General features: G+C 67.8%; 11 protein-coding genes and 7 pseudogenes. 10 read left to right on the plus strand and 8 right to left on the minus strand.

Translation table 11 applies throughout. The features are described 5' to 3' along the window. Nucleotides 1-281: helix-turn-helix domain-containing protein (locus tag ACZ5NH_RS39070; protein ID WP_468782340.1), on the minus strand; the 281-nt coding region annotated here is incomplete at its 3' end. Between the two features lie 28 nt (nt 282-309). On the opposite strand from ACZ5NH_RS39070, the gene ACZ5NH_RS39075 reads away from it, so the two are divergent. Further along, entirely contained in the window at nt 310-513 is a 204-nt protein-coding gene (locus tag ACZ5NH_RS39075; protein WP_450986798.1) for an Arc family DNA-binding protein, read from the plus strand. A gap of 28 nt (nt 514-541) precedes the next feature. Here the strand turns inward: ACZ5NH_RS39075 and ACZ5NH_RS39080 are convergent. Further along, nucleotides 542-736: pseudogene (locus ACZ5NH_RS39080) on the minus strand (IS200/IS605 family accessory protein TnpB-related protein); the annotation flags it as partial. Nucleotides 737-1818: 1082 nt separating this feature from the next. Here ACZ5NH_RS39080 and ACZ5NH_RS39085 point away from each other — a divergent pair. Further along, complete coding sequence (locus ACZ5NH_RS39085) at nt 1819-3867, plus strand: spermine/spermidine synthase domain-containing protein (RefSeq protein WP_468782342.1); 2049 nt, start codon at nt 1819-1821, stop codon at nt 3865-3867. A 115-nt stretch (nt 3868-3982) separates the two neighbouring features. Further along, complete coding sequence (locus tag ACZ5NH_RS39090) at nt 3983-4294, plus strand: hypothetical protein (RefSeq protein WP_468782457.1); 312 nt, start codon at nt 3983-3985, stop codon at nt 4292-4294. A gap of 57 nt (nt 4295-4351) precedes the next feature. On the opposite strand, the pseudogene ACZ5NH_RS39095 reads toward ACZ5NH_RS39090, so the two are convergent. Together ACZ5NH_RS39095 and ACZ5NH_RS39100 are read right to left on the minus strand one after the other, a co-directional pair. Next, nucleotides 4352-4703: pseudogene (locus ACZ5NH_RS39095) on the minus strand (ArsR/SmtB family transcription factor). A 55-nt stretch (nt 4704-4758) separates the two neighbouring features. After that, the gene (locus ACZ5NH_RS39100; protein WP_468782459.1) at nt 4759-5307 is read right to left on the minus strand and encodes a transposase; all 549 of its coding nucleotides are present in this window, start codon (nt 5305-5307) and stop codon (nt 4759-4761) included. On the opposite strand from ACZ5NH_RS39100, the pseudogene ACZ5NH_RS39105 reads away from it, so the two are divergent. Beyond that, nucleotides 5230-5442: pseudogene (locus ACZ5NH_RS39105) on the plus strand (metallophosphoesterase); the annotation flags it as partial. The gene ACZ5NH_RS39100 and the pseudogene ACZ5NH_RS39105 overlap by 78 nt on opposite strands. Nucleotides 5443-5952: 510 nt before the next feature. Here ACZ5NH_RS39105 and ACZ5NH_RS39110 read toward each other — a convergent pair. Together ACZ5NH_RS39110 and ACZ5NH_RS39115 are read right to left on the minus strand one after the other, a co-directional pair. Further along, nucleotides 5953-6834: a carbon-nitrogen hydrolase family protein gene (locus ACZ5NH_RS39110; RefSeq protein ID WP_468782344.1), complete on the minus strand. Its 882-nt coding sequence runs from the start codon at nt 6832-6834 to the stop codon at nt 5953-5955. 10 nt (nt 6835-6844) lie between these two features. Beyond that, a complete protein-coding gene (locus tag ACZ5NH_RS39115; RefSeq protein WP_468782346.1) occupies nt 6845-8335 on the minus strand; it encodes an APC family permease in 1491 nt (496 codons plus the stop codon). Between the two features lie 117 nt (nt 8336-8452). On the opposite strand from ACZ5NH_RS39115, the gene ACZ5NH_RS39120 reads away from it, so the two are divergent. From ACZ5NH_RS39120 to ACZ5NH_RS39135, 4 genes and pseudogenes are all read left to right on the plus strand, one after another. After that, complete coding sequence (locus ACZ5NH_RS39120) at nt 8453-9049, plus strand: TetR/AcrR family transcriptional regulator (protein ID WP_468782348.1); 597 nt, start codon at nt 8453-8455, stop codon at nt 9047-9049. Between the two features lie 380 nt (nt 9050-9429). After that, nucleotides 9430-10299, plus strand: a pseudogene (locus ACZ5NH_RS39125) (transposase domain-containing protein); the annotation flags it as partial. A gap of 22 nt (nt 10300-10321) precedes the next feature. Continuing rightward, nucleotides 10322-10678 carry a transposase gene (locus ACZ5NH_RS39130; protein WP_468782350.1) on the plus strand — a complete coding sequence of 119 codons (357 nt, stop codon included), beginning with the start codon at nt 10322-10324 and terminating at the stop codon, nt 10676-10678. Nucleotides 10679-10729: 51 nt separating this feature from the next. Further along, nucleotides 10730-11218, plus strand: coding sequence for an SRPBCC family protein (locus tag ACZ5NH_RS39135; protein WP_468782352.1), 489 nt, complete (start codon nt 10730-10732; stop codon nt 11216-11218). A gap of 160 nt (nt 11219-11378) precedes the next feature. Here ACZ5NH_RS39135 and ACZ5NH_RS39140 read toward each other — a convergent pair. Then, a pseudogene (locus ACZ5NH_RS39140) lies at nt 11379-11921 on the minus strand (IS701 family transposase); the annotation flags it as partial. Here ACZ5NH_RS39140 and ACZ5NH_RS39145 point away from each other — a divergent pair. After that, nucleotides 11812-12065, plus strand: a pseudogene (locus tag ACZ5NH_RS39145) (ISAzo13-like element transposase-related protein); the annotation flags it as partial. The pseudogenes ACZ5NH_RS39140 and ACZ5NH_RS39145 overlap by 110 nt on opposite strands. A 116-nt stretch (nt 12066-12181) precedes the next feature. Next, nucleotides 12182-12523, plus strand: coding sequence for a hypothetical protein (locus tag ACZ5NH_RS39150; RefSeq protein WP_468782354.1), 342 nt, complete (start codon nt 12182-12184; stop codon nt 12521-12523). 22 nt (nt 12524-12545) lie between these two features. Here the strand turns inward: ACZ5NH_RS39150 and ACZ5NH_RS39155 are convergent. Then, a pseudogene (locus ACZ5NH_RS39155) lies at nt 12546-12918 on the minus strand (transposase); the annotation flags it as partial. Nucleotides 12919-13163: the final 245 nt, after the last annotated feature.

Genomic DNA, 13163 nt, shown 5'->3' on the forward strand with positions numbered 1-13163 from the left:
GGCTCGCCGAAACCCGAGGCGAACTTCGCGCTCTTGGCCTTGGCGAAGTCCTTCAACGCCTGCTGCTGCACATCCGCGTTACCGGCGGCCAGCCATTCGTTCTCACGACGGGCCTCGGTCAGCTGGCGGCACTGCTCCGCGAAGCCGGGAGCGGCCTTACGGCCCTTGCTCCAGTGCGAGTGCTGCTCGACAGCCAGGTTCCACACATACCGGGCGTGTGCGCAGTGCAGCAGCATCTGCTGCTCCTGCTCGCGCGTCGGGTACATGCGATACCTGGACATGGGTCCATTCTAGTCCAAGAATGGTCCTATGAAGCATGTAAATCTGAGACTCCCCGATGATCTGCACGACCAGGCCAGGGCTGCTGCCGCCGCCGACGACCGTTCCCTGAACTCCTGGCTGGTCGCCGTCGTGCGACGTGCTGTTGAGACCGGCGAGACGCCGAATCGCCCGGGCGGCGATTCGGCTACCCGTGCCCCGCTACGCGGGAGCGGGCATTCACCCCGGCCCTGAAGGACCGGGCACCCTGCCCGAAAGCCAGGTGGAACCACTCGCCCCGAGATCGGTATCCGCCCGGCGCCCGCTTGCTGCCCTTCTCCCCGATGGGGAGCAACAGGCGGTGCCGCAGCGTGCGGATCCCGGCTTCGAGGTTTTGGATGTGGGCGAGCAGGCAGCGGCGGGCCAGACCGTACTGGTCGTGCGTGGCCTTGGAGATCGTCCCGGCGATACGGGACGCGAGAGCCGAGCAGGTCTTCTTCCCCCGGGAGCACCTGCGGTTCGACCGCCACTGGCGGGTGATCACCGCCGCTGCTGCTGGTCGCCGGAGGTCTCTCGGCGGGACTGATCAGGAGGAACTGCTGCGTCCGGCGGTGGCCGACGTGCGCCAGGGGGCTGGATGTGGCTGAGCGGCTGGGCCTGACCAAGCGGCTGAGGGTGGCCGAGGAACTGCTGCTTCCTGCGGAGGCGGACGTGTCCGAGGGACTGGGTGTGTCCGAGGGACTGGGTGTGTCCGAGGGGCTCGGGCGGGGGTCGTGGGGGCAGAGCCAATCAGGGTTCTTGAATCCGAAGCCCACGCCCCACTCCTCGTCGCAGCCGCCCCAGTATGTCCCCACCCAGCCGCAGTAGGGATCGCCGTAGCTGTAACAGGGGGTGCTGATTCCTGCGAGCCGGATTCGTGAAGGGTGGCTGGGGCGATGCGGCTTTCCTCCGCGAGATGCCTGGGCGCTGGGTCATGTCCCGCGGGGTGTCACTTCATGGGACGCGATCGGGCGCTGACCACGCGGACCTGCGTGGCATCGGAACTCTGGGGCATCCAATCAGTGAAGAAGAGGGGCAGGCCGATGGCTGTGGCGGAGGCCGCCACCGTTGCAGCAGCGGATCAGGCGCATGACTGTCCCTCTCGGCTTTGTGGTCTGTGGCAGGTCTGGACGAGCTCCGTGCGCGGGCGCCACCGCTGTGCGCGCCGGAGCTGAACGTATGTTTTGCAGATCCCCCCAACAACCAGCGACCCGCCAATCAGGCGGCCCTGCTCCGACTTTTTCACTCGAAGAGTCTCGCCTCGATCTTTGGCTCCGACCCACACCGGCGCCGTCTGGCGCAAGTCGCTGCACAGCGCCCGCGAAGGCCAGCGCGCGGAGATCGCCGACCTGCCAGCGGACGGTACCCGCGTATCCGCATCGAGGACGGCGGTCGTGGGGACAGGTCTGCAGGGCAGCTGCTGGTGGGGATGGTCCGCAAGAACGGCCAATGTCAGACAATTTCATTATGATCGGCAAGTCGTCTCGATTCGTCATGGCGAAGATGGCACCGTAAATGCGCGTGAAACTGATCGGAGCCAGACAAGCCGACCGCTCTGTGCGCTGGAGGCTGCTGCTGGCCAGCGCGACCATGCTCTTCGTCGAGCTGGCGCTGATCAGATGGGCGGGCGCCAATGTCGTCCACCTCAGCTACTTTTCGAACTTCATCCTGCTGGGGTCGTTCCTGGGTATCGGCATCGGGTTCCTGATCCCCGCTGCGCGCGGGCAGTGGCTCACGCGCTGGGCATCGGTTCCGCTCGCGCTTCTCGTCATTCTGGTACGCGAGTTTCCGGTTCAGGTGCGTCAGAGCAGCGGCCAGGTCATCTACTTCACCGCCGTGAAGACCACCGGTTTCCCCGAGTGGGTGACGCTGCCGACTATCTTCCTGCTCACCGCGGTGATCATGGCCGCGATCGGCAAGATCGCCGCCGATCTCTTCCGCCGGCTTCCCTCGCTCGACGCCTACCGCTACGACCTGCTCGGCAGCATCACCGGGTCAGTGTCCTTCGCCCTGCTGTCCTGGCTCCGCGCTCCGTCGGTCGTGTGGGGCGTACTCGCCGCCGCGGCCCTGCTGGTCCTCGGGGGACGGCGCAACGCCCTGCGGTACGGCATCCCTCTGACGGCGATGGTTGCCGCGTTGTTCGTGGAGACGACGACGGCCGGTATCTCCTGGTCGCCCTACTACAAGATCCAGCTCACGCCCGCGAAGTCCACCACCGGTGGGTACCACATCTCGGCCAACGGTGTCCCGCACCAGAGTATCGCGCCACTCCCGGTGCTGATGCGGAAGAACTCGCCCTACCGGCAGCCGTACGACCGGACGCCCGGCAATCCGCACCAGCGCGTGCTGGTCATCGGGGCCGGCAACGGCAATGACGTCGCGGTCGCGCTGGCGCACGGAGCGCAGCGCGTGGACGCGGTCGAGATCGATCCCCGGCTGCAGCAGATCGGCGCACAGCTGCACCCCGCGAAGCCGTACGACCACCCCAGGGTGCACGTCCACATCAACGACGGGCGGGCTTTCCTGGAGCGGACGAACGCCAAGTACGACCTCGTCGTCCTGGCGCTGCCGGACTCGCTGACGCTAGTGGCCGGCGCGAGCAATCTGCGCCTGGAGAGCTACCTGTTCACCCAGCAGGCGTTCGAGGCCGCCCGCGATCACCTGGCGCCCCACGGCGCGTTCGCCATGTACAACTACTACCGGACGAGCTGGCTGGTCGACCGCTTCGCCGGCTCCCTCGATGGCATCTACGGCCATGCCCCCTGTATGACGACGTTCGGCAAGAACGCGGCCGTGCTGGTGGCCGGGATGACGACTGCCGATCAGTCGTGCGAGCGGATCTGGCAGCCCAGCGGCGCGGTCCCGGCGGCCGCGAGCGATGACCACCCTTTCCCGTATCTGCTCCACCGGGACATTCCCAGGCTCTACCTGGGCGCGCTGGGCGCGATCCTGCTGGTGACGCTCCTGGCGGTGCGCCTGACCGGAGTCCGGATCCGAAGCACGGTCCGCTACACCGACATGTTCCTGATGGGCGCGGCCTTCATGCTGCTCGAAACGAAGAACGTGATCGGCTTCGCGCTCTACTTCGGAACGACCTGGCTGGTCAACGCCCTGGTCTTCATCGGCGTCCTGCTCGCCGTCCTCGCGGCGGTCGAGGTCCGGCGCCGACTACGGCGAGTCAACCAGCTGCCGCTGCAGCTCCTGCTCTTCGCCACCCTCGCGGCAGCCTGGCTCGTCCCGGCGCACGCCGTGCTCTCGCTGCCCTTCGCCGGACGGCTCACCGCCGCCATCGCCCTGGCCTTCGCCCCCATCTTCTGCGCCAACCTCATCTTCTCGGACCGCCTCGCCCTCGCCACGGACCCGACATCCGCGTTCGGCGCGAATCTGCTGGGCGCGCTGACCGGGGGCGCGCTCGAGTATCTGGCGCTGGTGACGGGCTATCAGGCGCTGCTGCTGGTGGTCGCCCTGCTGTACCTGGGAGCGTTCGTCGCCATGCGATTCGCGAGGCGTGGGCCGGGCACACAGTCACCGCCGGTGCTGGACGAGACGGTGGCCCTCAATAGGCAGTAGAACTTGGCCATGTTGGTGTGGGGATGCGTCGCGGGAACTGGTAGGGCAGGCGTCGGCCTTGCTGCCAGTCCCAATGGGCTGATCACCTGGCCCGTTCGTCATCACCGTTTCCTTCATCGGCTACGTCGTCGACGCCGCCACCGGTGCGCTCGTCGCCACGGTCGCCCTCTACCCGGGCGTCGTCGTCCCGGGCCGCTCGTTCGTCCGCCACCGCGACAACCTCCAGCGCAAGGCGTTCGTCACCGGAGCCACCGCCGCCGCGGGCGGCGCCTTGTGCGGCGCGGTGGTCGTCCTGACCCGCCAGGCCGTCGTAGACCTGCTCACCGCCGCCATAGCCCTGACCATCCTCGGCCTGCTGTGGCACTTCATGATCCCCGAACCGTACGTCGTCGGGGTCGCCGGGGCCCTCGGCCCGCTGCTCCACTGACCGGCCGCCAGGCAAACGGCGGCATGCGTCAGGGGCGGGTGGGCCGCAGCGGGCGGGTCAGTCGTGCGGGGCCTGCCCGCTCACCCGGTGGTCGGCGTGACTGAGGGCCTCCATCACCAGCCGCCGCAGATGCCCGTCGCGCAGGCGGTAGTAGATGTACCGACCCTCGCGCCGCGTCTCCACCAGGCCCGCGAGCCGCAGCTTCGCCAGATGCTGACTCACTGCCGTCCGGGACGCCTCGCACCGCTCGGTCAGCGAGCTGACGTCCGCCCCCCTGAGCCAGCAGCCACAGCAGGTGCAGCCGGGTCGTGTCGGACAGCATCGCGAACACCTCGGTCGCCTCCGCGAGACGCACGCTGTCCGGGGCACGTAGATGCGCATCAGCAAGGACTCGCGAGCAGGCATGCAGACGGCGTAAAGGCTGGAGTCGGCAGATACGGGCTTCGGTCGAATCGGCTTGAAATCTATACGTGCACAGGTGCGCACGTATAGATACAGTGGGCCGGTCGAGCCCGCACCAGACCCGCCGAGGGGCGCCCGTTTATCAGCTTGCCGCCGTCGAAGCCCCGGCTGTCCGATCCGACGACGGCGTCCGCCTTGACCGACTGCGAGTCGATCACCCCGGCCGTCGACTCGGCATCCCGCTCCAGCCGCTCGCGCACCCGCGTCCGTAGTCGGTCGTGGAACTCCCTGACCAGCGCGTGGTCGCGCCAGCGGCGGAAGAACGCATACACCCGGTCCCACGGCGGGAAGTCGGCCGGCATGGCGCGCCACTTGATGCCGTTGTCCACGAGATGGCGGATCGCATCCAGTATTGCGCGATGGCAGTACGCCTCCGGCTGCCCGCCCCGGCCACGTAGCCACCTCGGCAGCGGCAGCAACGGCCGCAACGGCCGAACAGTAGTCCACTCCCCGTCCGTCATGTCCGTCGGGCAGCTGGCGACACCCTCGTGGTCGCCGACGTGGATGACGCCACCGCCGAGTCCTCCGGCCTGGCAGGCCACCGGGCCCATCTCGCCGGAGCCTTGAACGGCGCCGACCCCGACCTGCCCGTCCTGCTCCTGGCACCTCAGCCCAAGTTCATCGACCGGGCAGCAGCCGCCGGCATCGACCTCCAACTCTCCGGCCACACCCACGGCGGCCAGATCTGACCCTTCCACCACCTGGTCCGCATCGACCAGGCCGCCCTCGCCCAGCAGCCCGATCTGGAAGACGCCGACCACGCCGCCGAACGCGCCGCCCGCAGCCCGCGCTCCCTCACCGCCCAACTCATCGCCGCCGCAGCCCTCGACCACGGGCCCCTGGAGGGTTACCGGCGCACCCGGACCGTCCGCCACGCTGCCGCTCTCTACGCCGGCTCCCCCGCCCAGGACACCCCCGAGCGCGAGACGCTGCGCGTGGCCCTGATCAACGCCGGAGCGTGTGGGTATCGAATGGGAGTTCTATCGGCGACTTGGGCGGGTGCCGCGCTTAAAGGAGGCTTCTGCTCAGACACCAACAGCTCTGCCTGGCGCTCTGGTCGCGGTGCATGAGCAGGCATTTTGTGCAGGGAATCGCTCCAGACGTCCCGGGGTGGGAGCGAGGTTCCACTCGGGGCGTCGGGAGCGGCATCCGTGGCCGTCCCGGGCCTTCGAGGCGCGGGACGGCGGCGCAAGCTGTCAGTCAGCGTCGTCTGCGTGCGCCCACGCCGGTGTGCGGAAGGTGCCGCCGTACATGGGCAGCGTGATCGTGTGCCCGTATCGAGCCAGCTGGGACCATGGCCGGTTGATGCCCGCGGAGCCGTAGCGGCGGACGCGGGAGACGGCGTCTAGGTCGAGGACGTCGACGAGGATCTCCTCTCCGCCGGCTGCCTGCTGACGGATGACTCCTTCGGGGTCGACGATCACACTGGCGCCCACGCCGGCCGGATCGGCGGCGTTGAGGTTGACCACGTAGACCTGGTTGGTCCAGGCGTTGGCGCGTGCGCAGACCAGCTCCATTTCGCGGTCCCGGGTGGTGGTCAGTGTCGGTTGGATGACGACCTCGGCGCCCAGCCAGGCCAGTTGTCGCACGGTCTCGGGGAAGGAGCCGTCGTAGCAGATGGCCAGTCCCACGGTTCCGATGCCAGGGATGTCGAAGACGGTGAACTCGCTGCCGGGTTCGGCCTTTTCGTAGGGCTGCCAGGGGAAGACTTTTCGGTAGCGGGCGACCACGCCGTCTTGGGGCGAGATGGCGAGGGCTGTGTTGTAGACGGTTCCGTCCTCGGCGCGCTCGTAGACGGATCCAGGGATCAGCCACAGGCCGGTCTGCGCGGCCAGGGCGCAGAGGCGGTCGGTGAGGGGGCCCCGGATCGGGACGGCCGCCTGGTTCATCCAGTCTGCGGGCGCGGGCTCCAGCAGGGGGCCTTCAGCGGCGAGCAGGAGTTCGGGGACGACGATGAGCTGGACGTGCGGGAGTTGCTCGCGGACGGAGTGGATCTGAGTTTCGAAGCGGTGCCAGGTTGCCTCCAGGTCGTACGGGGCGGGGGTGGTCTGGATGGCGGCGATGGCGAGTGTGCGCATGGGGGATTTCTCAGTTTTCTGTGATGACGAGGTCGGTGACGGTGCGGCGTCCGTGGCGGAAGAAGTTCGGGTAGCGGATGCGGAGCAGGGCGGTGACGGGCAGGCCGAGCACGATCGACCCGATGCCGAGCAGGAACACGCCACCGACGCCGTCGATCGAGGTGGCGCCGTAGTCGGGGCTGACCATGTCGGAGGCGCTGCGGATGAAGGCCGCGAGCATCATCAGGCCCCCGGCCAGCGGCAGCAGGCCCTTGGTAAGGAAGTCCTTTGCGGAGTTGCGCAGTTCGCGGCGGAAGTGCCAGGCGCAGGCGAAGGCGGTGGCGCCGTAGTAGGCGCAGACCAGCAGACCGATGGAAAGCACGGCGTCACCGAGGAAGGCGGGTGCGGCGTAGCTGAGACCGGCGAGGAGAACGATGGCGACCGCTCCGGTGAAGACGGTGGCGACGGTCGGGGTGCGGAAGCGCGGGTGCACACGGGCGAAGGCCTCGGGGAGCGCGCCGTGCGCGGCCACCGACACGTTGGGCCGTGAGGTGGAGACGATGCAGGTGAGCAGGGCGGCGACGGCGGACAGGGCGACGGCGAGCTGGACCACCTTGGCCAGCGGCCCACCCAGGGCCGCCGGCGCGAGGGCGGCCAGGACGTCCGCGGTGTTGTCCTTGTTGCCCAGGCCGAGGCCGGTGGTCGCGGTGCCGGCGAAGCTCAGCGCGGCGACGGCGGTGAACAGGTAGGTGCTGAGCAGGACGACGGTCGAGACCAGGGCGGCCCGGCCGGGGATGCGGGTGCGGTCGCGGGCCTCCTCGTTGACGGTCAGCGCGGCGTCCCAGCCCCAGTAGATGAACAGGCATAGCAGGACCGACTCGGCGAAGGGGCCGCTGCCGGTGAAGCCGAAGGGGTTGAACCAGGCGGGGCTGGGTGCGGTTGCGTCGTGGCCGGCGAGAGCGGCGACGCCGAAGCCGATCAGGGCCACGATCTGGAGGGCGACCATCGCGGTCTGAACGGCCGCGGAGAGCTGGATGCCGCGGTAGCCCACCACGGTGACGAGCGCGATGAGCGCGGCTCCGAGCAGGGTCACGGGAAGGGTCTGGCTCGCCAGCGAGGTGAGGCCGACCAGGCCGAGGAGGTTGCTCGCGCCGACCTGGGCCAGGGCGGTCATGGCGATGATCGTGGCGATCTGCGGGATCCAGTTGCCAAAGATCCAGCCCGACCATGGGCCGAAGTTCCGGGTGATCCAGACGAAGTTGGTCCCGCAGTCCGGCATGACCCGGTTGAACTCGCGGAAGGCGTAGGCGGTGCACAGGATCGGCACGAAGCCGATCAGCAGCGCGGCCGGGGCCAGGTGGCCGACGCTGAGCACGACCAGGCCGAGGGTGACGGTGATGCTGTAGGCGGGGGCGGTGGAGGCCAGCCCCAGGGAGACCATCGACAGCAGGCCGACGGCGTTGGTCGCCAGGCCCTTGTCCTGGGTCGAGGGTCTGGGGGCGACATCGGTGGGGTTCGACATTGCGGGGCTCCTGCAAGTAGGGCCAGCAGTTGTTAAACGGAGATTTAAGAATCTGGCATCTAATCCGTCAATAGCTGGGCTGCTAGTCTTAAACCCAAGGTGAGAGAAGGGCATGGCATGGCAGCGGGCAAAAAGGGCAAGGAGGCCCGCCGGGCCGAATTGGGGGCGGCTGTGCAGCGAGCGCTGCTGGCCCGAGGCCTGGAGGGGCTACGACTGCGCGACATCGCCGAAGAAGCCGGGGTCACTCCCGCCGCCGTGCTCTACTACGGCGACCTCGACGCCCTGGTCTACGAGACCTACCAGCGCGCCATCGAGCGCTACAGCCAGCAGCGTGAACATGCGGCGGAGCAGTTCACCGACGCGCGTGACCAATTGCGCGCCTGCATCGACCACGGCCCGGCCACGGGCCCCGACGACGCGCTGACCCGGCTCCTGTACGAGTACTGGCCCCGCTGTCTGCGCGACCCGAAGGCAGCGGCGCTCGACAGCGCTCTGACCGAACGTCAAATCATGGTTTACCACGGCATCCTGGTCCTGGGCCAAGGCCAGGGTCATTTCACCCTCACCGACCCGCCGCGCCTGCTCGCGGCCAACTTCGTCGCGATGGAGGATGGCTACCAGATGGAGATTCTCGCCGGCCGCCGCACCCGCACCGAAGTCATCGCCGCCCTACGCTCCTACGCACGCGCAGCCACCGGGCACAGCCTGGGCTGACAAGCCGTAGCTCCATCAAGCATCTCCCGCCCTGCAATGCAGTGGCCATTGTGGTCTCGATCTTGATGACCGCGGTCGAACGGGAGTCTCCATCGGGTGAGTGCGGCAGCGGCGGCGCATGAAGGCAGACACCTCACGTTGCTATGTCGTCAAGCCGCGGCGGCGAGTTCGGTGGGGAACGCGGTGTGTTCGTCGAACAGCTTGCGGTGCTGCAGGCAGTGGTAGAGCCGGCCGATCATGCGGTTGAAGCAATGCCACGAAGTTGAGGCTGGCCCTGCGGCGTCAAGGACTGTCGGTGCATGGGTAGTTCGGGGCACGTAAGACGGGATCCCCTGGTAGGAGGAAAGCCGACCAAGACTTCTTCCGTTCAGAGGATCCCGTTGTCGAGCCAGTCTGCCACCCGCACCCTCACGCGCACTACAACCGTTGCCGCCGGTGCCTTTGCCCCCGGGCACCTCGGCGGGTTGACCCAATTCCTGCCCTTCGAACTCGTCGACGACGTGCTCGAGCAGACCAGAACCCTGCAGCGCCGCGTACGTACGCCGTCCCGGGTCGGGATCTACTTCTTGCTGGCTCTGGGACTGTTCCCGGGCCTGGGCTACCAGCGTGTCTGGGACAAGCTCGTGGCCGGCCTGTCCGGGCTCGAACTGTGCACCCCTTCGGAGGCAGCCCTGCGCCAGCTGCGCAAACGGCTCGGGCCGAAGCCGTTGGAGCTGCTCTTCAACGTGCTCGCTGTGCCGCTGGCACGCCCTTCGACGACGGGCGTGTGCTACCGGCGCTGGCGGACCGTCGCCTTCGACGGCTGCAACTCCCTCAAAGCCCCCGACCTGCCACGGATCCGAGCCCTGCTCGGCAAGGTCCGGCACCACTGGGGCATGTCCGGCTACCCCTCCTTGCGACTGGCCGTGCTGTGCGAGACCGGAACCCGCGGCCTCCTCGGCGCCGTCTTCGGCCCCGCCGAAGCCGGCGAGATCGTCCAGGCGTTTCGGCTGCTGCCGAGGCTGACCTCGCAGATGCTGCTGCTGGCCGACCGCGCCTGCGACGGCGACGAGTTCCTGGGCCAGGTCGCCGACACCGGCGCCCAGTTCCTGGTCAGGCTGTCCGCCCGCCGGCGCCCCGCGGTACTCGCGGTCCTGCCCGACGGCTCCTACCTCACCCGCTTCCACCACGTGCACGTGCGCGTCATTGACGCGGACATCACCGTCACCACCAGCGAAGGCCACAGCATCACCGGGCGCTACCTGCTCGCCAGGGTGGCGGGATCACCGGCAGGTGATCGACGCGATCGCGTTCAAGTACCGCACCGGAACGCCGTGGATGGACCTACCCGAGCACTTCGGCTCGTGGAAGGGAGCTCACAACCGGCTGCGGAAGTGGGCCGTCGACGGCACCTGGGAGAAGGTCTTCACCGCCCTGCTTGCCCAGACTGACGCCACTACTCGACATCCTCGACGGGCTCTGGTTCCACATGCTGGTGGACGCCTTCCATGCCGCTGGTCATCACCTGTCGCTGTTGGCTGCTGCGATCACCTCGGACGGCCCAGACGCCGTGGGCGCTGCGCGGCAGCAAGGTCAACTCGGGAAGGGCTTGACGTCCCTCGCCAACACAGAGAGCATTGCCCTCATTAGAGAGCGCCGCTCTCATAAAAGAGCATCGCTCTTACAGTCAGGGGGAAGGTCATGAAGCTCTTCTACGCGGGTCCGTCACTCATGAAGTTGCACGAGGAGTACGCCAAGAAAGGACTCCTGGATGAGGATGCGCCGGTCAAGTCGATCAGCTCGGTCACGATCAATGCCCCGGTCTCCACCGTATGGCGGCTGATCAGCGACATGCGCAACTGGCCCGCCTGGCGCTCCGACGCTCGCGTTACCAAGCTCGGGATCATGGAGCCGGATGCCTGCTTCCGTTGGAAGGTCCGCGGCACATCCATCAAGTCCACCTTCGCCGTCGTCACACCTGAGCGGGAGCTCACCTGGACGGGCCTGGCGATGGGCTGCATGAAGGCGATCGATCGGATGCGGTTGGCGCCGACTGCGGACGGCGGCACCCTCGCTACCCTTGAAGAGTCGCTCTCCGGCCCGCTCCTCACGCTCTTCTACAACGACGAGAAGCTCCGCAAGGGGCATCAAGACGTTTTGCGGATGTTGAAGGCTGCCGCCGAGAGTTAGTACTGCAACGGTGCTTGTCGTGACTGATGGCCAGGTCAAGGGCTGTGTCCGCGCCGTTTGTAGTGGCTGGTGCGGGCTTGGTGTTGTCGCCGTCGGCGCCAGGTCGACCAGCACAGGATGTGGTCGAGAGATGCTGGCCGGCGGTTGGTGAGGCGGGTGATCAGGCGTCTGATCTCGGCGAGGCTGAGGTGGATGAGCTGGGAGGATCCGTTTCTGCTTTCCCAGCGTCGAGTTCCCGGGCTCGTAGGACGGTCAGGCAGGCGTGGGCAGCCATGGCCAGGGTCATGTGGCGGTGCCAGCCGGCGTAGCGGCGGACCTGGTAGTGGTCCAGGCCGCATTCCTGCCTTGCGCTCTGGAAGCATTCCTCGATGGCCCATCGGCTGCCGGCGATGCGGATCAGGTCGTCAAGTGTGGTCTCGGCCGGGCAGTAGGCGATGTAGTAGGAGATCTCCGCGGGGCGGGCGACGCTGCGACGGGCGATCACCCAGTGGCGGCGGTCGGGTCGATGCCAGGGCCGCACCTCGACGCGTGCCCAGTCGTAGATCCGCAGGCCGTGAGCCCCGTTGCCGCAGGACCGGCGCTTCCATTTCTGCCGCGGCAGGCCGTTGAACAGGTCGTGGACGGGATGGTCGATCGCGGGATGGTCGATCGCCCATCGCGTCACCGCGGTGTCGTGCCGGGTGGTGGCCATGACGTGGGCGACGACCACACGCACTGGGCTCACCATCGACGCCGAGCTGGACACCGGCGGCTACCGCCTGGGCACTACGGTGACCGCCGCCGAGTCCAGGCCCTGCCGATCACGCCCGACGCGTTCCACGGCGACTGGAACTACACCCTGGCGCCAGTCCCGCCCCGAACGCCACAGACGCCGGTGACCGCCCGGCGGATCGACCCCGACCTGACCACGATGCTCAGCCATCCGGCCCTGACCGGCATGCCGCGGTCCGACTTCGAACGCTGGTGGCAGTCTCCGAGCCGTACTGGGACGCCCTGGCCGAAGCGGCCTTCCAGCGACGCTTCCACCGTCCGCGCAGTTACCTCCACCCTCAGACCAGCAGCCTGGACCACTACCACCGCCTCCTGGCAGCGCTCTTACGCCGACGCAGGGCGATCACCAGCACCCTCCTGGCCCAGCTGCTGGGCGTCACCCGCACCAACCTCTCCAACCAGTTCCAAGACGGGCACCGGCTCCTGGACCTGCATCGCATCGCCGTTACACCGCTGCCTGGGTCGCCCGCCCGGACCCTCGAACAGCTTCGAGTTCGCTTGCCTGACGAGGCCCATCCGGAAGATCAACCCTGACAGTTATTCAGAAACAAGCCCTGGCGGTGCCGGAGTACTGCCGCTGCACCCCGGCCGACCGCGTCCCCTTCTTCAGGAAGCCCGTGTCGTCCACGATCAGGACGGCGCTGGGATCGCCGAGGTTGTCGACCACGTACTGGCGCACGTCGTCGAGTACCTCGTCGGCGTCCCACTCGATCCGGTTCAGCATCCGCTGGATGCGGTCCGGGCCTGCGTGGCCAGCTTCCTCCGCCAGGGTCCAGCTGTTCTTCCGCTGCAGGGGTGCGATCAGGCCCCCTTATATAGGCAAGTGCCGACTCCCGGGGCTCCGACCTGCTGAGACGGTGCACGAACCGCTCATGCACAGCTTCCAGTTCACCCGCCCACGACCTGACATCAGCAAGGTCCCCACCCATAACCACACCAACGATCGACCTGGCCATCAGTCACGACAAGCACCGTTGCAGTGCTAGGACGTGTCTCTCAACTTCGTTGGGGCATGAGGGGCCTCGCCCATGCTCGTAGACTCATGACGTGGCATTCATGAGCACCCCGCACTGCTGCTTCCTGTGATCGGAAGACATTGAGGGCGATGCCGGACGGCGTCGCCCTCCTTGGTGTGCCTGCTGGATGAACCACGCTCCCGACGCTGCCCGTTCCT

Source organism: Streptomyces sp. NPDC031426 (genome assembly GCF_055581585.1).